At 51.6% G+C, this 21,181-nt stretch carries 18 protein-coding genes and 1 other annotated feature; of the genes, 1 reads left to right on the forward strand and 17 read right to left on the reverse strand.

The annotated features are described in order from the left end of the window. Positions 1–644: 644 nt before the first annotated feature. The 12 genes from HH215_RS10485 to lspA form a co-directional block, all read right to left on the reverse strand. Entirely contained in the window at positions 645–1,763 is a 1,119-nt protein-coding gene (locus tag HH215_RS10485) for an ABC transporter permease (RefSeq protein WP_254450435.1), read from the reverse strand. A 1-nt stretch (position 1,764) separates the two neighbouring features. Beyond that, the gene (locus HH215_RS10490; RefSeq protein WP_169279849.1) at positions 1,765–2,694 is read right to left on the reverse strand and encodes an ABC transporter ATP-binding protein; all 930 of its coding nucleotides are present in this window, start codon (positions 2,692–2,694) and stop codon (positions 1,765–1,767) included. Between the two features lie 191 nt (positions 2,695–2,885). Then, a complete protein-coding gene (locus tag HH215_RS10495; protein WP_169279850.1) occupies positions 2,886–3,290 on the reverse strand; it encodes a hypothetical protein in 405 nt (134 codons plus the stop codon). A gap of 122 nt (positions 3,291–3,412) precedes the next feature. Next, positions 3,413–4,060 carry an orotate phosphoribosyltransferase gene (gene pyrE / locus HH215_RS10500; RefSeq protein ID WP_169279851.1) on the reverse strand — a complete coding sequence of 216 codons (648 nt, stop codon included), beginning with the start codon at positions 4,058–4,060 and terminating at the stop codon, positions 3,413–3,415. Beyond that, positions 4,057–4,797: an orotidine-5'-phosphate decarboxylase gene (gene pyrF / locus HH215_RS10505; protein ID WP_169279852.1), complete on the reverse strand. Its 741-nt coding sequence runs from the start codon at positions 4,795–4,797 to the stop codon at positions 4,057–4,059. Before pyrF ends, pyrE begins: the two co-directional genes overlap by 4 nt. Before the next feature lie 78 nt (positions 4,798–4,875). Further along, entirely contained in the window at positions 4,876–8,094 is a 3,219-nt protein-coding gene (carB, locus tag HH215_RS10510; RefSeq protein ID WP_169279853.1) for a carbamoyl-phosphate synthase large subunit, read from the reverse strand. Next, positions 8,081–9,226, reverse strand: coding sequence for a carbamoyl phosphate synthase small subunit (locus HH215_RS10515; protein ID WP_169279854.1), 1,146 nt, complete (start codon positions 9,224–9,226; stop codon positions 8,081–8,083). The genes carB and HH215_RS10515 overlap by 14 nt, the downstream gene beginning before the upstream one ends. 12 nt (positions 9,227–9,238) lie before the next feature. After that, positions 9,239–10,543, reverse strand: a complete 1,305-nt coding sequence (gene pyrC, locus HH215_RS10520) for a dihydroorotase (RefSeq protein ID WP_169279855.1) — start codon at positions 10,541–10,543, stop codon at positions 9,239–9,241. Between the two features lie 38 nt (positions 10,544–10,581). Then, positions 10,582–11,142 (reverse strand): bifunctional pyr operon transcriptional regulator/uracil phosphoribosyltransferase PyrR, encoded by a 561-nt coding sequence (gene pyrR / locus HH215_RS10525; protein WP_169279856.1) that lies wholly within the window; start codon positions 11,140–11,142, stop codon positions 10,582–10,584. Positions 11,143–11,427: 285 nt separating this feature from the next. After that, entirely contained in the window at positions 11,428–12,681 is a 1,254-nt protein-coding gene (locus tag HH215_RS10530; protein WP_169279857.1) for an LL-diaminopimelate aminotransferase, read from the reverse strand. Between the two features lie 131 nt (positions 12,682–12,812). Further along, entirely contained in the window at positions 12,813–13,796 is a 984-nt protein-coding gene (locus HH215_RS10535; protein WP_169279858.1) for an RluA family pseudouridine synthase, read from the reverse strand. Further along, positions 13,756–14,286: a signal peptidase II gene (gene lspA, locus HH215_RS10540; protein ID WP_169279859.1), complete on the reverse strand. Its 531-nt coding sequence runs from the start codon at positions 14,284–14,286 to the stop codon at positions 13,756–13,758. Before lspA ends, HH215_RS10535 begins: the two co-directional genes overlap by 41 nt. 184 nt (positions 14,287–14,470) lie before the next feature. Here lspA and HH215_RS10545 point away from each other — a divergent pair, with 184 nt between their 5' ends. Further along, entirely contained in the window at positions 14,471–15,208 is a 738-nt protein-coding gene (locus HH215_RS10545) for a TraR/DksA C4-type zinc finger protein (protein WP_254450436.1), read from the forward strand. 202 nt (positions 15,209–15,410) lie between these two features. Here the strand turns inward: HH215_RS10545 and HH215_RS10550 are convergent, their stop codons facing one another. The 5 genes from HH215_RS10550 to HH215_RS10570 all read right to left on the reverse strand — a co-directional run bounded on the left by HH215_RS10550 (position 15,411) and on the right by HH215_RS10570 (position 21,177). Continuing rightward, a complete protein-coding gene (locus HH215_RS10550; protein ID WP_254450437.1) occupies positions 15,411–15,827 on the reverse strand; it encodes a DUF5665 domain-containing protein in 417 nt (138 codons plus the stop codon). 161 nt (positions 15,828–15,988) lie between these two features. Continuing rightward, entirely contained in the window at positions 15,989–19,081 is a 3,093-nt protein-coding gene (gene ileS, locus HH215_RS10555) for an isoleucine--tRNA ligase (RefSeq protein WP_169279861.1), read from the reverse strand. Between the two features lie 43 nt (positions 19,082–19,124). Beyond that, positions 19,125–19,426: a binding site (T-box leader), on the reverse strand. A 109-nt stretch (positions 19,427–19,535) separates the two neighbouring features. Then, entirely contained in the window at positions 19,536–20,021 is a 486-nt protein-coding gene (locus tag HH215_RS10560; protein WP_169279862.1) for a DivIVA domain-containing protein, read from the reverse strand. Between the two features lie 88 nt (positions 20,022–20,109). Then, a complete protein-coding gene (locus HH215_RS10565) occupies positions 20,110–20,895 on the reverse strand; it encodes a YlmH family RNA-binding protein (protein WP_169279863.1) in 786 nt (261 codons plus the stop codon). Positions 20,896–20,910: 15 nt separating this feature from the next. After that, positions 20,911–21,177 carry a YggT family protein gene (locus HH215_RS10570; RefSeq protein ID WP_169279864.1) on the reverse strand — a complete coding sequence of 89 codons (267 nt, stop codon included), beginning with the start codon at positions 21,175–21,177 and terminating at the stop codon, positions 20,911–20,913. Between the last annotated feature and the right edge of the window lie 4 nt (positions 21,178–21,181).

Consider the following 21,181-nt stretch of genomic DNA (forward strand, 5'->3'; position numbering starts at 1 on the left):
AGACGTCTTTCGCCTCAGCCCTTATCGGTCCTTATTTTATTTCCGTCGCTACTTCCATTATCCCTCTCGCTCAGTAGGTCCGCCCATCCGCCTCACTAGCACTGTGCGCCTCCCCTACGTCCATTATCCCTTTCACTCAGTAAACCCAATTTAGTCTCGATCGTAACGCCTATCACCATTATCCGTCTCGCTCAGTAAGCTCTTCCTACTAACACCGTGCGATTCTCTTCTGCCATTATCCCCTTCATTCAGTAAATCCAATATTCCCTCGAGTGTACTGCCTCTGGCCATTATCCCTCTCGCTCAGGTTACAATTAAGTAAGTAGAGATACAACACGTAGAGGAATTCCAATCCAGATCACAACATAATAATCGCAACTGATCAAAGGGGATAATGGCGATAGCGAGTTACTGCCAGCAAACACCAAATCGGTTCCTGATCGAATGGGATAATGGCTATAGTGAGTTACTGCTCGCAAACACGAGATCGGCTCCTGATCGAACGGGATAATGGCGATAGCGAGTTACTGCCAGCAAACACCAAATCGGCTCCTGATCGAACGGGATAATGGCGATAGCGAGTTACTGCCTGCAAACTCGAGATCGGTTCCTGATCGAACGGGATAATGGCGATAGCGAGTAAATTATCGGACTTCCACTTTCCCTTTGCGATAAATCAAAACCCCCAGACCGAAAGCAACGACGCCCCATACTCCCAATATTCCGATTCCCGTCCAGAAATCCCCGGTAGCGATTCCGCTGCCATAGACCATTCCGTCCCGGATTCCGTTTACGAAGTACGTCAGAGGCAACACCTGCGAGACCGGCACCAGCCATTCTGGAAACCCGCTCGTCGGGAAAAAGATTCCGCTAAGGAACATCATCAAGAAACTCGCGATATTGGCTATTCCCATATAGGCTTCTATCGATTTACTGAAGGAAGAGATTAAATAACCGATTGCGTTAAAAGCAAGAGCGCCGATGAAGAAACCGACAAGCAGCGTCGGAAAATCAAGATGCAAGTTTGCTCCGAAACCGAACACTCCGATCAAGGATAAAATAACGATTTGCACAACGCCCAGAACGAAGCGAACCATCATGCCTCCGACTCCGAACAGCCCCATTTTAACGGGAGTCATCCTTAATCGCTTAAGCAATCCTTTCCGTCTCATCTCCACCATATCTACCATTCCGAACAAACCGCCCTGCGCGACTGCCAGCGCGATCATACCGGTTAACAGAAAATCGACGTAACTCAAATCCTCGCTGCCGTTGGAAACGGACTTCATATCCAAATTAAACGTTGGCTGAATATTCGCGACATCGTAATTGGATTGCTGGACGACTTGATCCAGAATTCCTCTAATGGCCTGCGTGGTGGCGCCATTCTCGTTCTCCTTGTTCACGACGAATTCCAAAGTAGTCGCTTCCTTGGTCGCCGGCAAAGTGATAACCGCGTCAACGTCTTTATCTTTGATCCATTTATCCGCTTGCTCCTGGCTGACCGGCTGTTCCGATTTCCACTCGAAAACCGGTACCTGACGGATCGCGTTCTCGAGCATATCCGAAGTTTCGTTCGCGCTCGATTTGACGACGGCGATTTTAGCCTTAAATTCGCTGTCGCTGCCGCCGCCGAATATGACCATGAAAATAACCATTAATATAATCGGGAAAAAAAGATTCCAAAACCAAACCTGCTTCTCGCGAAACATCATCTTGATTTGCGCGCCGAAGAGCTTGCCCAATTGTTTACCGTTGCTCACCCTAGTCCCTCCATTCTTTGCCCGTAAAGGCAATAAATACGTCCTCTAAGCTCATCTCGCGAATGGATACCTGTTCGACCCGGTACCCCCGTTCCTTCGTATATCCGAATATTCCGTACAACGTTTCCTCCGGTTGAACGGACCACACCTTCAACGAAGAGCCTTCGCGCAAAGTGCGAACGACCGTCGCTTGCTCCTTTGCAATCTCTTCCGTTCTTTCGGCCGCTTCCTCGCCGTCCTGGAAGAACAGCCGAACCTCTCTTTCTTTCGTTAACCGGTCAATCAACATCGCAGGAGTGTCGAGAGTAACGATTCGCCCTTGATCGACGATGCACACCCGATCGCTCAACTTCTCCGCTTCTTCCATATAATGCGTCGTTAGAATCGTCGTTTTGCCAAGCTCCTTGAGCTTTAGCACGATATCCCAAATGTTGCGGCGCGCTTGGGGATCAAGTCCGGTCGTAGGTTCATCGAGGAAAATAATCAAAGGATCGCTGATCATCGCAAGGCCGATCGCTAGCCGCTGTCTCTGCCCCCCTGACAAGGACTTCACGTTTTTACCGCGATGGTCGGTCAGGTTAATCATTTCCAACACTTCCGATGTCTGCTTAGAACTAGGGTAGAATGAAGCGAATAAGTCAAGATTCTCTTCTACGGTCAATAAATCGAACATAGCGCCGGATTGCGGTTGAACACCGATAATCTTTTTAATCTGATCCGCGTTCTTGTCCCATGTGAGTCCGTTCACTGAAACCGTCCCCGCATCGGGAGCCTGCAAGCCTTCGATGATTTCCAAGGTCGTCGTTTTGCCCGCCCCGTTCGGCCCGATGATTGTAAATACTTCCCCGGCTTCAACGGAAAAACTTATCTCTTCAACCGCCTTTACGGTCCCGAAGGATTTACGCAAACCCTTCACCTCTAAAATGGACATGTATTCCTCTCCTTCTTTTTCCAAATCGCTCTTCAATAGCCCCATTGTACCCTAGCCTTTAGGCTTACTCGACGGTCTGCGGTAGTCTTTTGATCTCAGTCTTAAGACTGAGATGACGCGATCGAAACAACGCAAAGAAGCTATTCCCCGGTTAGAAACCAAGTGAACAGCCTCGATTATTTACTACAACATTAGATTTTATGGTAATAGCTATTGGCGGCAATTAATCGTTCTTTCATTTTTCGTTCCCGTTCTAACGTCTTAGCGATATCGTCGTTGATTCTCGAGGAGCAAGTCGGGCAAATATGCCCTCTTCGAATCGGAGCACTACATAGATCGCATTGATCGGCCAAGTTCGGATAATCGAATACGCGAAGTTTGCCTTTCCTGATCCAGCCACGAATTTTCTGAACCGGCAAATTCGTCGCTAGAGACAATTGTTCCGTCGTTGCAAACCGGTTGCGAGATAAATAGCGCTCCATCGTAACAATCTGTTCGTCTAAGAGCGCCGCGCAGCTCGAGCATAGGTTTCGAACGTTTTTCTGAAATACGTTACCGCAATCCGGACAATGGGCAACCATTAGTTCCTTTGACATATGAATACCCCACTCATTGGTTCTATTGAACCAATACTAGCATAGGTCGTCCCATTTTTCATCAACTTTTTTGCATAAAAAATACTGCCTCCGCATCATACGAAGGCAGTCTCATATTCGTTTTATTTGCCGAAAGCCTGCGGATCCGCTCTCCAAGACTGCAGCACCTTTACGTCCGCGTCGCTAATCGTGCCGCGATTACGGGCTTCTTCTACTAATGCCGAATAGTTCGACAACGTTTGAAGCTCTATTCCTTCTTCGCGGAAAGCTTCCTCCGCTAGCGCGAATTGATACGTGAAGATGGCTAACACGCTCTGTACGTCTCCGCCCGCTTCGATAACGGCAAGCGCGGCTTTGAGCGAGCTGCCGCCCGTAGAAATCAAATCTTCGATCACGACGACCTTCTGCCCTTCTTTAATGAGGCCCTCGATCTGATTTTGCTTGCCGTGGCCTTTCGCTTTGTCGCGAATGTAGGCCATCGGAAGATTTAATTTCTGCGCGACCCATGCCGCGTGAGGGATTCCCGCCGTCGCGGTGCCCGCAATGACTTCCGTATCCGGGTAGTGCGCCCGGATCAGCGTCGCGAATCCTTCGGCGATCGACTCTCGAATAGCCGGATAGCTCATCGTAAGGCGGTTATCGCAATAGATCGGCGAGATCATTCCAGATGTCCATGTAAACGGATCGTTAGGTCTAAGATTTACCGCGCCGATATCCAGCAGGTTGCCTGCGATGGATGCCGGCAATTGCTCCAAAGAAATTTCGCTCATTGTTCGGTCATCTCCTTCAATATGTTGTCCAATGCTTCAGACGGGTTAAGCGCCGCCGTTATCGGCCGACCGATGACAAGGTAATCGGTTCCGCCCATTACCGCTTCATGCGGCGTCGTGATACGGGATTGATCGCCCGCATCCGCTCCTCTTGGCCTTATGCCAGGCGTTACCGTAACAAAGTCCGTTCCGCATGCGGCTTTAATCGCGGCGACTTCGAGAGGAGAGGCGACGACACCCTGAAGACCAGCTTCGCGAGCTAGCTTAGCATACCTGACTACGGCATCTTCTACTAGCCCGGCGATGCCGATTTCTTCATTAAGTACGGTTTGGCTCGTGCTCGTAAGTTGCGTAACCGCAATGACGATAGGCGCTTGTTTCGCTTCGCCTGCATCTACCGCGTCCTTTACCCCTTCGGCGGCGGCTTTCATCATGGCGATGCCTCCGGCTCCGTGAACGTTAAACAGGTCGACTCCCATTCGGGTGATGCTCCTAGCGCCGCCGCGGACGGTATTCGGGATATCGTGCATTTTCAAGTCGAGGAAGATACGAAACCCCCTTGCCTTCAACTCTTGCACAATGGATGGACCGGTTGCGTAGAAGAGCTCCATTCCAACCTTCATCCAACACCCCGATCCCCGCAGTTGATCGGCCACCGCCAATGCGGCCGCGGCATCCGGTTTGTCTAGCGCAACCATGATTTTCCCCGCTGCTTCTAACCGAGTTAGTGCTGCCATAGAAAAGCCTCCTCTGCATTGAAGTTCATATAGAAGCCCGATCCCCAAATGGATAGAGGACCGGGCGGCACGCCATTATTAAGAGTGGAAAGCAGGCATAGGCTCGCTTGAGAACCTTAACGCTTGCAGCATGTTTAGCAGCGCGCTAACGGTATCTAGCGAAGTCAAGCAGACTACTCCGTTCTCGACCGCTTCGCGACGAATACGGAAGCCGTCTCGCTCCGGCGTCTTGCCCTTCGTTAGCGTGTTAACGACGAATTGCGCTTCCCCGGTACGAATGAGATCCAGAATGTTCGGCGATCCGTCGGAAAGCTTGTTCACACGGCGCACTTTAAGTCCTGCCGCTTCCAAGGCATCCGCCGTTCCGCCTGTGGCGAGCAGCTTGTAACCTAAATTATAGAAGCCTTTCAGAATTTGAATCGCTTCGTCTTTGTCTTTATCGGCGACGGTTGCGATGATCGCGCCCGAATTCGGGATTTTCATTCCCGAGCCGACTAAACCTTTATACAGTGCTTTCGCATAATAACGGTCGCGTCCCATTACCTCGCCCGTCGATTTCATCTCCGGCGTCAGCGTCGGGTCAACCCGGCGCAACTTAGCGAAGGAGAATACCGGCACTTTAACCGAGACGAATTCATCTTCCGGCCAAAGCCCTTCTTGGTAGCCGAGCTCGATCAGCTTCTTGCCGAGAATCGCTTGCGTGGCCAAGTTCGCCATCGGGATTTTCGTCACTTTGCTCAAGAATGGTACCGTACGGGACGAACGAGGGTTAACCTCGATCACGTACACTTTGTCTTGCCATACGACGAATTGGATGTTAACGAGACCGATCGTTTTCAATTCCTTAGCGATCTTGATCGTAATATCGATCGCTTGCTGCTTAATATCATCCGACAACGATTGCGGAGGGTAAACCGCGATGGAGTCCCCGGAGTGAACGCCCGCGCGCTCGACGTGTTCCATGATCCCCGGAATAAGAACCGTGTCGCCGTCGCAGATCGCGTCGACTTCGATCTCTTTGCCGAGCATGTAGCGGTCGATCAATACCGGATGCTCCGGATTGATTTTAACGGCCACTTCCATGTAGGAAAGGAGCTCTTCGTCGGAGTATACGATTTCCATAGCTCGTCCGCCGAGCACGTACGAAGGACGAACAAGAACCGGATATCCGAGTTCTTGCGCCGCGCCTACCGCTTCGCCTACCGAAGTAACCGTAGTTCCTTTCGGTTGCGGAATGCTCAGCTTGCTAAGCAACGCTTCGAATTTCTTGCGATTCTCGGCTTCGTCGATGCTTTCCAAGGAAGTACCGAGAATGCGCACTCCGGCCTTGGCAAGCGGTGCCGCTAGGTTGATCGCCGTTTGGCCGCCGAATTGCACGATAACGCCGATCGGCTTCTCTTGCTCGATGACGTTCATGACGTCTTCGAAGAACAGAGGCTCGAAGTACAAACGGTCGGAAGTACTGAAGTCGGTGGAAACCGTCTCCGGGTTGTTATTAATGATTACCGCTTCATAACCCGCATTGCGGATCGCCCATACGGCATGAACGGTAGAGTAATCGAATTCGATCCCTTGTCCGATCCGGATCGGCCCGGATCCCAGCACGATAATTTTTTCTTTCGCGCTCGGAATGACCTCGTTCTCCGTCTCGTAAGTCGAATAGTAGTAAGGCGTCGTCGCTTCGAACTCGGCCGCGCAAGTATCTACCATTTTGTAAACCGGCTTCAAGCCTTGGTTCAAGCGATGCGTGCGCACATCCGCTTCCTTCGTCAGGGCGCTGTTCGGATGACCTTCGTTGCGAAGTTCGGCGATAGCACGGTCCGTGAAGCCGTTTCTCTTCGCGGCCAGCAACGTTTCCGGCGTCAAGGCAGGCTCGCGGCGGATAACGTCCTCGAATTGCACGATGCGTTCGATCTTGTCCAAGAACCACCAGTCGATGTTCGTCAGGTCTTGGATATGCTGCAACGTCCAACCGCGGCGGAACGCTTCGCCTACCAAGAACAAGCGCTCGTCGTCCGCTTTGATCAGACGCGTCGTCAATACTTCGTCGGACAGCTCGTTAGCGCCTTTCAAGTAGATGCGGTGAACGCCGATTTCCAGGGAGCGGACCGCCTTATGAATGGCTTCCTCGAAAGTACGGCCGATCGCCATGACTTCTCCGGTCGCTTTCATCTGCGTGCCGAGCTTACGGTTCGCCGATGTGAATTTATCGAACGGCCAACGCGGGATCTTAGCCACGATGTAGTCGAGCGTCGGCTCGAAGCAAGCGTAGGTTTGTCCGGTAACGGGGTTAACGATTTCGTCCAAAGTATAACCTACGGCGATTTTCGCAGCCATTTTCGCGATCGGATAACCTGTCGCTTTGGAAGCGAGCGCCGAAGAGCGGCTTACGCGCGGGTTAACTTCGATGACATAATATTGATAGCTTTGCGGATCGAGCGCGAATTGTACGTTACAGCCGCCCTCGATGTTCAATGCGCGAATGATTTTTAATGAAGCCGAGCGGAGCATTTGGTATTCGCGGTCGGACAACGTCTGGCTAGGAGCCACAACGATGCTATCGCCGGTATGAACGCCGACCGGATCGAAGTTCTCCATGTTACAAACGACGATACAGTTGTCGTTCGCGTCGCGCATAACTTCGTATTCGACTTCCTTCATGCCCGCGATCGATTTCTCGACCAAACATTGCCCGATCGGGCTATAACGGATTCCGTTAGCGACCGTCTCGCGCAGCTCTTCTTCGTTAGCGGCAATCCCGCCGCCCGTACCGCCGAGCGTATACGCCGGGCGAACGATAACCGGGTAACCCAGGCCGTTCGCGAATTCAACCGCGGCTTCAACCGTTGTTACGATAACGCTCTCCGGCACCGGTTGCTCTAGTTCCCGCATCAATTCGCGGAACAGGTCGCGGTCTTCCGCGCGCTCGATCGCATCCAATTGCGTTCCGAGCAGCTTGACGTTCTCTTGCTTCAGCACGCCTGCGCGAGCCAGCTCAACGGCCATGTTAAGGCCCGTTTGGCCGCCTAGCGTCGGCAGCAAGCCGTCGGGGCGCTCTTGGCGAATGATTTGGGAAACGAACTCTAGGTTGATCGGTTCGATGTAAACTTTATCTGCGATGTTCGTATCGGTCATGATCGTAGCAGGGTTGCTGTTGATCAGAACGACTTCGATGCCTTCTTCTTTCAGAGCTTGGCAAGCTTGCGTGCCGGCATAATCGAATTCCGCCGCCTGACCGATAACGATCGGGCCTGAGCCGATAACGAGAATTTTCTTGAGGTCATTATTTCTGGGCATATAGCAGCTCTCCTCTCAGCGTTTCCGACAATTGCGCTTGGCGCGGGCGTTCCGGGTTGGCGATCTTATTGTCGCGAATCATTTCCAAGAAACGGTCGAACAAGTAGCTGTTATCGTAAGGTCCTGGCGCCGCTTCCGGATGGTATTGAACCGTGAACGCCGGGAATTTCTTATGCTTCAAGCCTTCGATCGTTTTATCGTTATTGTTGATGTGCGTCACTTCTAGCTCCGTGCCGAAAACGGATTCTTCCTTTACCGTATAGCCATGGTTCTGGGAAGTGATGAAGCAGCGGCCGGATTCCAGCTCCTTAACCGGATGGTTGCCTCCGCGATGCCCGAATTTCAGCTTATCCGTATCCGCGCCGCAAGCGAGCGCGAACAACTGGTGACCTAGGCAGATGCCGAACAGCGGAAATTCTCCCAGCAGTTCGCGGATCGTATTGACCGCATGCGGCACGTCTTTCGGATCCCCAGGTCCGTTGGACAGCTGGATTCCGTCCGGGCTAAGGCGACGAATGTCTTCAGCGGTTGCGTCTTGCGGAACAACGACGACGTCGCAGCCGCGTTTGGTCAGCTCGCGCAAAATTCCGCTCTTCGCGCCGTAATCGATCAGCACGATGCGTTCTTTCTCTCCCGGGCTGGAGAACACGTTCTTCGTCGAAGTACGCGCCACTTGGTCGCGAAGCAAAGCCGTCGTTCCAAGGCGTTCCTTCAGTTCTTCTACGCGCTCGTTGCCCGTCGTAATCATTCCTTTCATCGTCCCGTGTTGACGAAGAATCCTCGTCAACATGCGAGTATCGATGTCGCTGATGCCGAGGATGCCGTACTCCTTCAGCAGTTGGTCGATTGTATATTGCGCCCTCCAGTTACTGGGCACGTCCTCGTGGCGGCGAACCACGAAGCCGTGAATGAACGGGCGAATGCTTTCGAAGTCGTCGCGGTTAATGCCGTAGTTCCCGACAAGCGGAAAAGTCATCGTAACGATTTGTCCGCAGTAGGACGGATCGGAAATGACTTCCTGATATCCCGTAATTCCCGTGTTGAACACCACTTCGCCGACGGATCCGCCTTCGGCGCCGAAGCTTTTTCCAGTAAACAACGTACCGTCTTCCAATAATAATCTAGCTTGCATCCCAATCACTCCTTAGCGGTTAATGCCGTTCTCTTCTGTCCAAACAATCTTGCCATCAACCATCGTCAATGTCGGCCAGCCAAATAATTTCCACCCCGTGAACGGGGTGTTGCGGCCTTTCGTAAGGAACTTCCCGGGATCGACTTCCCGTTCGTTCTCGAGATCGATAAGTATAAGATCCGCGGGTGCGCCTACCTTCAGCGTTCCGTAAGGTAACCGGAATACTCTTGCCGGATCGGAGGTCATGCGGCGAATCAGGAAATCTAGGCTCCAACGTCCCGTTCGGACGAATTTCGTATAAAGAAGCGGAAATGCCGTTTCAAAACCGACGATTCCGAACGGAGCCCTCTCCATGCCGCGAGCCTTTTCTTCTTCGCTATGGGGAGCATGGTCGGTGACGATAATGTCGATCGTTCCATCCTCCAGACCTTGAATGCAAGCATCCACGTCTTTAGGCGTCCGTAGCGGCGGATTCATTTTCCAGTTGGCATCCATGCTGTCCGGAATATGTTCGTCCGAGAGGAGCAGATGATGCGGGCAAACCTCCGAGGTCACGTTCACTCCGACGGATTTACCCAAGCGGATCAGGCGCACCGATTGTTCCGTACTGACGTGACAGATATGATAATGAACTCCTGTCGCTTCGGATAACAGGATGTCTCTGCCGACATGAATCGCTTCGGATTCGTTCGGTATGCCTTTCAGACCGTGTTTCCTAGCAAAAGCTCCTTCGGAGACTGCCGCTCCTTCAACAAGAGTGTCGTCTTCGCAGTGCGCGATGATCGGCATATCAAGCGACTGAGCCAGAGTCATCGCGTTTTTCATCATTTGCGCGTTCTGTACGCCGACGCCGTCATCCGTGAATCCGATCGCTCCGGCTTGCTTAAGCGCGGCGAAGTCCGTCAATTCGCGTCCGAGCTCGTTTTTCGTAATCGCCGCATAAGGCAGTACGCGTACGACGCCTTCGGTCGCCGCTTTATCCAGAACGAGTCGAATCGTTTCCGGTGTGTCCATCACGGGGCGCGTGTTAGGCATTGGCGCGATGACGGTAAAACCGCCTTTCGCGGCGGATTCGGTTCCGGTAGCGATCGTTTCCTTATATTCAAAACCCGGTTCGCGCAAGTGAACGTGCATATCGATCAATCCTGGCGAGATTAGCTTGCCCTGCGCATCGATGACTTCTGCGCCAGCCGTATCCGGCATAACGGAGCCGTCCAACCATTCCGCGATAAGTCCGTTGTCTACCCTTACGTGTTTGATCTCAGTAGAGCCGGTTTCCTGGTTTAGCGTCTTCGCGTTTAGTATCCATGTTGCCATTTCTGTTGCGCCTCCTCTGCTGTTGTCATTTGCTGACGTTATCGACCGATCTCCGCTTCTCGCGGATGAAGAATCGTGACGCAATCGTCGTCGTCGATCTCCTGTAACGAAACGTCAATCTGCTCGTGCCGAGAGGTCGGCACGTTCTTGCCAACGTAATCGGGACGAATCGGCAATTCGCGATGTCCCCGGTCCACCAGAACCGCGAGTTGGATCGACTGCGGTCGCCCGCAATCCATGAGAGCATCCAATGCCGCGCGTATCGTCCGTCCCGTATAGAGCACATCGTCGAAAAGGATGATTCGTTTATCCTTTACCAAAAGCTTCAACTCCTCATCCGGAGTCGTGATGCTTGATTCGGCGATGTGAGGCCGATCGTCGCGATATCGGGTAATGTCCAGCTCGCCGACCGCAACCGGATGGCCTTCGATTTCCAAAATCCGCTCGGCTACGCGTTTGGCAAGGTAAATGCCCCTTGTCCGGATACCGATGAGCACGCAGCCTTGAATCCCTTTATTTTTCTCGACCATCTCGTGAGCAATTCGGGTAAGCGCCCGCCGAATGGCGGATTCATCCATGATGACGCGGGAGTCTGACATCTCGATCCCTCCTCTCCTTCACGCGATACTTGCACATAAAAAAACTCCTTGCGTCTTACGCAAGGAGGAATCAGTCAGATGAGGATATCGGGGCTCGCGTCCGCATAACATGTCCACGCACTGCAATAAGTCTGCAGGACATGCCCATGCTAAAGGCCGCAAAACCTTAGATATGTGTCAACTCTGCGCCACCTTGCCAGCCTCTCAGGACTGAGTTAAAGGTACCCGTTTCATTAACAATGATTATCCCATGTTCGACATGAAGTGTCAAGGAATTCGGCTAGATTAAAATTCGAATTGCACATCGGTCAACCGCCGTTTGATTTCATCGATCACGCGCGCTTCTTCGGCTTCTCCTTGCGCGATGAACGTAACGGAGAAGCGGACGAATTTACCCGCGTCATCCCAAGGCACGGTGGAGATCAACTTCTCGCGAATCAAGTATTGGGAGAAGTCTTCCGCCGACTCGAAACGTTGTCCGCCCACGATGCCTTTAGGAGCTTCTACGTATAAGAAAAAGGAGCCCTTCGGTTTCTCGGCGCGGAATCCGATTTCGTTCAGTGCCGCAACGAGTTTATTGTGGCGCCGCGAATATTTGGCCGAGATCGCTTCCGTAATTTGCGGATTGTTCAGACCGTATGCGGCCGCTTTCTGAATCGCGATGAATTGACCGGAATCGTTGTTGTCCTTCACGTCTCCGAAAGCTTTAACGATAAGCGGGTTACCGGCGATAAAGCCGATCCGCCAACCCGTCATGTTGTAGGACTTGGACAGTGAGTGCAGTTCAACTCCTACGTCCTTCGCGCCCGGTACGGACAAGAAACTGAACGGTTTAACTCCGTCGTAAGTAAGCGCGGCATACGGAGCATCGTGAACGACAACGACATTGTACTTCTTCGCCCACGCGATAGCCTTCTCGAAGAACGCTACGGTAGCCGCGGCGCCCGTCGGGTTGTTCGGATAGTTCAAATACAGCAATTTCGCGCGTTGCGCGATATCTTCCGGGATCGCATCGAGATTCGGAAGAAAGTTGTTTTCCTTGGTCAGTTGGATATTGTACACTTCTCCGCCAAGATACTTCGTGTGCGTTCCCATAACCGGATAACCCGGTACGGTCATAATCGTAACATCGCCCGGGTTGATGAAGACCGTCGGCAACATCGCAAGAGCAGGCTTAGCGCCGATCGTATGAAGAACTTCCGTTTCGGCGTCTATGCCGTCGACGGAAAAAACTTCTTTTAAATACTGGGCTGCCGCGGCTTTGAATTCGGTTATCCCGTTGTCGGCGTAACCGCGGTTTTCCGGCTTGGCCGCTTCTTCCGCCAGCTTGGCCACGATTCCGGCGTCTGCCATTTCATCCGGCTCGCCAACGCCCATATCGATTAATTCCATGTCGGGGTGAGCTTTTTTAGCTGCCGCTTTCGCCCTTTTGATTTTCTCGAATTTATAAATATTCGTGTCCTTACCATAGTTAGCTCCGCCGATGCGGCTTGCGAACTGCTCTTGAATAAAGGTCGATTGGTATTTTTCCACGGTCAAGTTCAGACACTCCTTATAAGTCCATTAGTTTCTCATTCTATGATTCAAACTATGACTTATAACGACTTGAACCTCCATGGATTTTTATGCACATCATTTGCAGAAATCGCAGCGCTATCGTACAAGCCCGATTAACGGGTTCTAAGAATAGTTAACGCTTCTTCCAGATCATTCGGGATCGGAACCGAGAACTCCAAATATTGTCCCGAACGCGGATGTTTAAAGCCGAGTATGCCCGCATGCAACGCTTGGCCGGTCATGCCTAGCGTACGGCCGCTTCTTCCCCCGTACACGGGATCTCCGACCAGCGGGAAACCAATGTATTTCATGTGGACCCGGATTTGGTGAGTCCTTCCGGTTTCCAGCTTTAGTTCGAGTAGCGTATATTCATCGAAACGTTCCGCAACGGCAAAATGAGTAATGGCGTGTTTGCTGTTCTTATCCGTTACGACGTACAATTTACGGTCGTGGTTAGCTCGTCCGATCGGAGCGTCTATCGTTCCTTTATCATGTTGCATCACGCCGTATACGAGCGCGTAATACTTGCGGGTCACGCTATGCTCCTTCAACTGCTCGGCAAGCGACGCATGCGCAAGATCGTTCTTCGCGACCATTAGCAAGCCGGAAGTGTCTTTGTCTATCCGATGTACGATTCCGGGTCTCATGACTCCGTTGATCCCGGAAAGGTCTTTGCAGTGGTATAGCAACGCATTAACGACAGTGCCGCTAGGATGACCTGCCGCAGGGTGAACGACCATTCCGCGAGGTTTGTTGATGACGATAACGTCGCTATCTTCATACACGACATCAAGCGGGATATTTTCCGGAAAAGCTTCCAAAGGTTCAGGCTCGGGCAAAGACACTTGAATCTCGTCTCCATGCGAAATCTTGGCGTTGGCTTTCACGGATTGGCCGTTAACCGTAACCGCTCCGATTTTGATCCATTCCTGAACTTGCGAACGGGATACGGACTTGTCCGCTAGCGTTTCCGCGATGTGCTTGTCGATCCGTTCTCCGGATTGACCGTCTTCGATCTTCCAGTTGAATTGACTTTCGGTTCCTTGTTCAAGATCTTCAGACGGATTGCTGTTCTTGGGGTTGATCTCCATTGCCATTCGATTTATTCTCCTGTTTCATGGTCAGAAACGAATCCAAGATGACTAATCCTACGCCGATGCATATTGCGGTATCGGCCAGATTAAAGATCGGAAACGTATACGACCCAAAGTTAAATTGCAGAAAATCCACGACTTCTCCAAATAGCGCGCGATCCAGAAAATTCCCTACCGCGCCGCCAAGAATGACAGCCAAAGCAACAAGCAAAAGCGTGCTTCCCGAGCGGAACGAACGGTGCAAATACCAAAGAATGCCCACGACGACGACAACCGTAACGATCAGAAAAAACAGACGTTGCTCCTGAAGCATTCCGAATGCTGCGCCTCGGTTACGGATATGAGTGATAACGAAAAAATCCCCCAGAACCGGAATTTTCTCGGTATCCAGTTCCACCGTGCGATTAATGATTTTTTTGCTCGCATAATCAATTAGAAAAACGACAACTGCGATGACATAATAGGTCCAAATAGGCCAAACTCGACGTTGCATCCGATTTATCCGCTCCTCATCCGTTTCTCCTGCGTGTTGATTTTATCACATTGCGATAAGGAGCGTCCATGAAGGGCAAGTAAAATTCGACAGAACCCCCATACTTGCCCGCGGTAATCCGCACGTAAAACAGGTGCAACTCGAGAAAACTACAAGCAGTCAGAAGATGAAGGGAGTGGACATCTTGACTTTTTCGTTAGGGCAAGACCGAATTCAAGCGCTTAAGAGACGATTGATTCAAGAACGCGACGATTTAGAAAAAAGAGTACACGAGAACGGCCACTTCGGCTTGGCGTCTTCGTACCGAGATTCAACTGGAGAGCTATCCGGAATCGATAACCACCCTGCGGACGCGGGATCGGAGATGTTCGAACGAAGTAAAGATTTGGCCCTATTGGAAAAGGAAGCTTTCCGCCTGGAGCGAGTCGATGCAGCGTTGTCCCGCATGGAAACGGGAGAGTATGGCCGGTGCGTCGCCTGCGGAAGCTTTATTCCGTTCGAACGGCTTGAAGCCATGCCGACCGCGATCTATTGCGTAGAACATGAGCCTAGGCAAGAAACTTCGGATAATCGTCCCGCGGAGGAATTATTCCTTTACCCGCCCTTCGGGCGCAGCAGCGTAGACGAACGGGACGAAACCGGATTCGACGGAGAGGATGCCTGGCAAATCGTCGAATCATGGGGCTCTTCTAACAGTCCGGCCATGGCCGAAGGCAATAACATCGACGATTACGGAAACATGGCCATCGAAGCGGACGAGAACGACGGTTACGTCGAACCGCTCGAAAGCTTCCTCGCCACCGACATTACAGGCCACAACGTAGCGATCGTCCGCAATCGGGCTTACCGTCAATACATGGCCTCCAACGAAGGCGACCATCTCCTCGAGCCGGATGAAGTGGTGGATGACACTTATAAATAAAATCCCTTGAGATTTATCAAATTAATATTAATAGTCGGATGCGTTGCCAAATCGAAGTAAATGTATCTTTCTGAGAGTTTACGTCCGCCTCTTGGAGCCCATTGCCACCCTTAAATCTCATCAAGGCAATGGGCGGAGAGGAAGCGGCTGGAGAAAGGTACATTTGCGTAGATTTGGCATTAAAGCATCATACTCCGGCAACTCAATAAGGATTAATTTCAAGCTGACGCTGCACAATCCGCACGATATCCGCGATGTAATCCCCGACGATAGGCAAATTAAGCGCCCCCAGAAACTGCAATAAATAAACGATCGTCGCGGCAAAAAAAGTAAAGCCGAGCGCGATGCCCACTCCCCGCGATAATCCCGCGATGAAATTTTTCCAAATCAGCTGCCACGGCCGGTGCATAAGATTTACGTATTCCTTTAATTGCGCCTTCTCCATATCAATGGATAAACGCTCAAGCTTCTCCGACAGAAATCCGAGCGTTCCCCTTAAATCTTTCGCTTCATGCGCCAAGCGTTCTGTCGATTCGGCCGCCGCTTTCGCCTCGGGCGTCGTTTTTACGCTGATCTGATTCGCCTTCGGTTGTTTCTCGTTTTTGGAATTGTCGCCCATAACCGCACATCCCTTCAGGCGTCTTTTTCCTTCATTACCCCTGTCCGCCGAATGAAAAACGAGCCCTTCCGAAGGTTAACGGTAATTTATTCCGCTAACCGTCGGAGTCAGGAGCTCGTCTTTTCGTTTTCCTTATTATGTTTAGCTACTTGCCTCGTTAATTATGCTTCCGTTACGATGGCGACGCCGATCGTTTTCTCTCCGGCTTGCACGGCCTCCGTACCGGATGTCCGTCCGAACGATACTTGGTTCACGAGGACGTTTTCCTTCAACACGTGATCGAACGCGCGAAGCGCGGCTTCGAGCTCGGCATCGACCTCGAGAACGAGATCGATTCTTTTCTCGATCGGCAGATCCAGTTTTTTGCGGGTGTCTTGCACCGCGCGAATGACTTCGCGTACCCAGCCCTCTTGCTCGAGCTCGGGCGTAATTTCGGTATTCAACGCGACAGTAAGACCGCTTCCGGATGCCGACGCGAAACCCGTCTTCGCTTCTTTCTCGACTAGAATTTCCTCTAGCTCCACCGTTAGCGCCTCGCCGTCCGGTGATACGAAGTCGTATTTGCCCGTCTGAACGATATGGCGAGTCTCTTCGCTTGACAGCCCCTTAAATGCGTTTTGGATCGGACCGACGTTTTTGCCGTATTTTTTGCCAGCGACTTTTAAGTTGAGCTTGAGGTTAAAGTTAACGAATCCGCTGTCGTCTTTCACGATCGTGATCGTTTTGACGTTAATCTCGTCTTTAATGATGTCCTCGTAACCCGACAAATCGAATTCTCCGCTTAAGGAAACGAGTAATTCCGAGAGGGGTTGACGCGTTTTCAAACTAGACTCGTTACGAATGTTCCGAGCTAGCTCCACCATGTTTCGAACAGCGGCCATTTCGCTCTCCAGTTTCGCGTCGATTGCCGCCACATCCGATCGCGGATAATCCGCCAGATGCACGCTTCCTTTGCCGCCCAAGTTTCCGTAAATATCTTCGGATACGAACGGCGCATACGGAGCAATCAGCTTAGATAGGGTCAACAGAACTTCTCCAAGCGTCTGATAAGCCGCAAGCTTGTCGTCCGTCAATCCGCTGCCCCAGAAACGATCGCGGGAGCGACGCACGTACCAGTTAGACAACTCGTCGATGAACGTTTCGATCGCTTTGGCCGGATTCAGGAAATCGTTGACTTCCAACCCTTTTGCAACGTCAGAGATTAATGTGTTCAAGCGCGAGATGACCCAACGGTCAAGCTTGTTATTCGTTTGCACCTTCTTGTGCTCATCCGCTACGTAACCGTCGATTGATGCATAGAGGGCGTAGAAAGCATGAGTGTTGACGAGCGTATCCACGACTTTGGATTTGGCTTCGCCCACGATTCCTTTAGAGAATCGTTTGCTGTTCCAAGGTGCGCTATCCGCTAGCAACGACCAACGGAAAGCGTCCGTCCCGAATTCATCTATGATCTCCCAAGGGTCGATTACGTTCCCCTTGGACTTGCTCATTTTCTGACCGCTTTCGTCCAGAACGTGACCCGTGGAGATAACCGATTTGTACGGCGCTTTGCCGTTGTACAACGTCGAGACCGCCAACAAGCTGAAAAACCATCCGCGAGTTTGGTCGATTCCTTCGCAAATAAAGTCGGCCGGATATTGCTCTTGGAATTTCGCTTCGTCCCCGAACGGGTGAAAATATTGAGCGAACGGCATGGAGCCGCTGTCGAACCAGACGTCGATCACTTCCGAAGCTCTGTTCATGACGCCGCCGCATTCGCACCGAAGGTGAACCGCGTCAACGTAAGGCTTGTGCAGCTCGATATTTTCCGCAACGTCTCCGATGGCAAGAACGCGAAGCTCCGCGATACTATGAGGTGCTTTCTCTTTACCGCAAGATTCGCAAGTCCATACGTTAAGCGGTGTGCCCCAATAACGGTTACGGCTGATGTTCCAATCGACCAGGTCCTCAAGGAACTTTCCGAAGCGGCCGTCGCGAAGATGCTCGGGATACCACTGGATCGACTTATTGTTTTCGATCAATTGATCTTTAACGGCGGTCGTCTTGATAAACCAGCTCTCCGTCGCGTAATAGAGGAGAGGCGTTTTGCAGCGCCAGCAGAACGGATAACTATGCTCCATTCTTTCTTTGTGGTGCAACAAGCCTTTTTCGGATAACATCTTGACGATGTCGACGTCGCAATCCTTGACGAAACGACCAGCCAAGTCCGTTACTTCGTCGATGTATTTGCCTTCGTTGTTCACGACCATCAGCATTGGGATTTCGTGCTGGCGAGCTACGCGGTAATCGTCTTCCCCGTGCGCCGGGGAAATGTGAACGATCCCCGTACCGCTGGAATCCGTAACGTAGTCCGCATCGATGACGCGATAAGCGTTTTCTACCGTCACGTACGGGAACAGCGGCTCGTAATGAAGGCCGACAAGCTCGCGACCTTTGACGGTGCTTAAAGTTTCGTATTCGCCCTTCATGACTTTGTCAGCCAAAGCGGAAGCGATAATGTATACTTCTCCGTCTTGGCGAACTCGGACATAATCCAATTCCGGATTAACGGCAAGCGCGACGTTCGCTGGAAGCGTCCACGGAGTCGTCGTCCATGCGAGAATGAATTCCCCGGTTTCCTTCAGCTTGAATTTCGCCGTAGCCGTCAAATCTTTGACATCCTCGTAACCTTGGGCAACCTCGTGCGAGCTTAACGTCGTCTGGCAGCAAGGGCAATACGGACTTACTCGGTGACCGCGGTACAGCAATCCTTTATCATGGATCGTCGCCAGAACATGCCATACGCTCTGGATATAGTTGTTATCCAACGTGATGTAAGGATCGTCCAGATCGGTCCAATAAGCGATCGCTTCCGTCAGCTCGCGCCATTGGCGCTCGTATTCGAACACGCTCTCTTTGCACTTGATGATGAACGGCTCGACGCCGTATTTTTCGATCTCTTGTTTACCCGAAATGCCGAGCTGCTTCTCGACGCCAAGCTCGACGGGTAAGCCATGCGTATCCCAGCCGGCTTTACGAATAACGCGATAGCCCGACATCGTTTTATAGCGGCTTACGAAGTCCTTAATGACACGACCGAGTACATGACCGATATGCGGCTTGCCGTTAGCGGTTGGCGGTCCTTCATAGAAAACGAAGTTTGGTTTCCCTTCGCGATTGTCGATCGACCGGCGGAACGTGTCCTCCCGGTTCCATTGTTCCAAAATACGCCGTTCGCGTGTTCTTGCTTTTTCTTTAACGTCTACGCGTTGCATCGTTCCTCATCCTTTCGTGACAATAAATAAAACCCCGCCCCTGGAAAGGGACGAGGTTATCTCGCGTTACCACCCTTGTTCCGCCCTGCTTCCTCGTGGGAAACTGACGGCAACTCGCAACGCATCGAAGGCTCGACAGCTTGGCTGCGATTCCTTACGTCATGCGCGTTCCCTATAACGGTGGACGTCCGGCGCCGTTTACTACCCTTGGGCATTTCATGTCCTCGGGGTTCTACGGAGCATCTCGGGGATGATTTTCGGCACGTTCCTCATGCTGGCTCGCAGCTGCCGCCAGCTCTCTGGATTTCGGACAACGTGACTACTTTTTCCCGTCTTCGACATTTCAGGAATTAATCTTATATCCCTGTTATACTTTTTGGCGAAGCTTTTGTCAAACCCGTTATCGATAATATAATCAAAAAAAGATCCCAAGAGGGATCTTTCCCGACGGAACTTAGGCTTCGATGCCACGAGGTTCGCGGCTATCCAGCGAATCCCATCCATCTTGCGTCAACAGTTCCATCTGCGTTTCAATCAATGCGCGGAACCGAGCGCGATAGATCGTCGCTTGTTTCTTCAATTCCTCGACTTCCAAAGCGACTTTGCGGGACTTGGACAGCGCATCGTTAATAATGCGATCCGCGTTCTTCTCCGCTTCCTTCACGATGAGCTGAGCTTCTTTCTTCGCATTGCCTCTCAACTCGTCTGCGGCTTCCTGCGCGACGATGATGGTTTTGCTTAGCGTTTCCTCAATGTTAGAGAAGTGGCCGAGCTTATCCTGAGACGCCGCGACTAAATTTTGCAGCTCCTTGTTCTCGCGGATCATCGCTTCATAGTCCTTGATGATCTGATCGAGAAACTCGTTCACTTGATCCTCGTCGTATCCGCGAAGTCGGCGTGCGAATTCTTTGTTATGGATGTCCAATGGCGTAAGTGGCATTGGCGCACCTCCTAGAGTCTAGTTTCCATGTTATGTAGCTTGTTCAATGACTGAATTCGACGAAAGCCGCGAAAATCCTTCTAACCGGCTACACAAATTTACCGACTCTCACTCTGATTCGTCCGCTTTTCGACACGCCTTCCACTTCGAGCACCTTAAATCTGCCGAACCCTTTCATCGAAACGATATCTCCCGCCTTCAACGGATGAGACGGATCTTCGACCGGCTTCCAACTCACCCTGCATCGTCCCGCCTTGATCGGAGCGAGAATTTTCGTCCGGCTCAGCCTAAACACGTCGCTTGCGATACCGTCCAACCGCATGGAAGCTACGGATAACACTTGCTCTTCTAGCTTAATAACGACTTCCTTTAGTTCTTCGAGAGGCCGTATACTGACGCTTACGTCGATACGGTGAGCTTGCTTCATGTGACCGATGAGAAAATCACCGATCTCTTCGGCAATAAGCGCATGGCAGCCATCCTCGTTCAAGTGCAAATCGCCGATCTTATCCCTTTTGATGCCAAGCCCGAGCAGCGCCCCCAAATAGTCCCCATGATCCAATTCGGATATGCGGCGGTCTTCGGAGGTTATGACTAATACCGCGATACCAAGATCGACATCATCCAACCTCTTATAGTCGGGCGCGATGATTGCCCGTTGCCTTTCGGCTTGAGCCGTACCGCCGGATAACAGGACTTGGGCATCGGGATGGCGATTCGCAAGCGTAAATAAAATATGCGCCTGGCGAGGGTCGAGAAAATCCGTCCGCTTCGTCTCGTGACGTTCAGCGGCGCGTTCGACCCATTCCCAGACGCGATCCACGAATGCTTTTTCATCCGGATGAAAATGCTCGTAAATTTCTCTATGCGACATTTGACACCTTCAATCTTAGAACAAGAAATTCAATACGGCTATAATCCCTTGGGCTACGAAGCCCAATGCGAAATAGGCAACGATAGGCGAAATATCGAGCATTCCTCCAATAGGAGGAATCAGACGGCGGAACGGTTTTAAGTATGGCTCCACTAACTTGCCTAACAGTTCCCCTACGAAGCTTTCGCGGACGGAAGGTAACCAAGACATAAGTACGTAGATAATGATCATATACGAGTAGATGCGATACAAAATACCGATATAACTTTCTATTTGATCCAACCTG

Source organism: Cohnella herbarum, assembly GCF_012849095.1.
Lineage (GTDB): Bacteria > Bacillota > Bacilli > Paenibacillales > Paenibacillaceae > Cohnella > Cohnella herbarum.

Excerpts from the sequence above, each read along its gene's own strand:
- lspA (WP_169279859.1), bottom strand. The coding sequence starts at position 14,286 with ATGCAACGTCGAGTTTGGCCTATTTGGACCTATTATGTCATCGCAGTT.
- HH215_RS10535 (WP_169279858.1), bottom strand. The coding sequence starts at position 13,796 with ATGGCAATGGAGATCAACCCCAAGAACAGCAATCCGTCTGAAGATCTT.
- pyrE (WP_169279851.1), bottom strand. The coding sequence starts at position 4,060 with ATGAGCGAAATTTCTTTGGAGCAATTGCCGGCATCCATCGCAGGCAAC.
- ileS (WP_169279861.1), bottom strand. The coding sequence starts at position 19,081 with ATGCAACGCGTAGACGTTAAAGAAAAAGCAAGAACACGCGAACGGCGT.
- carB (WP_169279853.1), bottom strand. The coding sequence starts at position 8,094 with ATGCCCAGAAATAATGACCTCAAGAAAATTCTCGTTATCGGCTCAGGC.
- pyrC (WP_169279855.1), bottom strand. The coding sequence starts at position 10,543 with ATGGCAACATGGATACTAAACGCGAAGACGCTAAACCAGGAAACCGGC.
- HH215_RS10490 (WP_169279849.1), bottom strand. The coding sequence starts at position 2,694 with ATGTCCATTTTAGAGGTGAAGGGTTTGCGTAAATCCTTCGGGACCGTA.
- pyrR (WP_169279856.1), bottom strand. The coding sequence starts at position 11,142 with ATGTCAGACTCCCGCGTCATCATGGATGAATCCGCCATTCGGCGGGCG.
- HH215_RS10565 (WP_169279863.1), bottom strand. The coding sequence starts at position 20,895 with ATGTCGCATAGAGAAATTTACGAGCATTTTCATCCGGATGAAAAAGCA.
- HH215_RS10495 (WP_169279850.1), bottom strand. The coding sequence starts at position 3,290 with ATGTCAAAGGAACTAATGGTTGCCCATTGTCCGGATTGCGGTAACGTA.
- HH215_RS10515 (WP_169279854.1), bottom strand. The coding sequence starts at position 9,226 with ATGCAAGCTAGATTATTATTGGAAGACGGTACGTTGTTTACTGGAAAA.
- HH215_RS10550 (WP_254450437.1), bottom strand. The coding sequence starts at position 15,827 with ATGGGCGACAATTCCAAAAACGAGAAACAACCGAAGGCGAATCAGATC.
- HH215_RS10560 (WP_169279862.1), bottom strand. The coding sequence starts at position 20,021 with ATGCCACTTACGCCATTGGACATCCATAACAAAGAATTCGCACGCCGA.
- pyrF (WP_169279852.1), bottom strand. The coding sequence starts at position 4,797 with ATGGCAGCACTAACTCGGTTAGAAGCAGCGGGGAAAATCATGGTTGCG.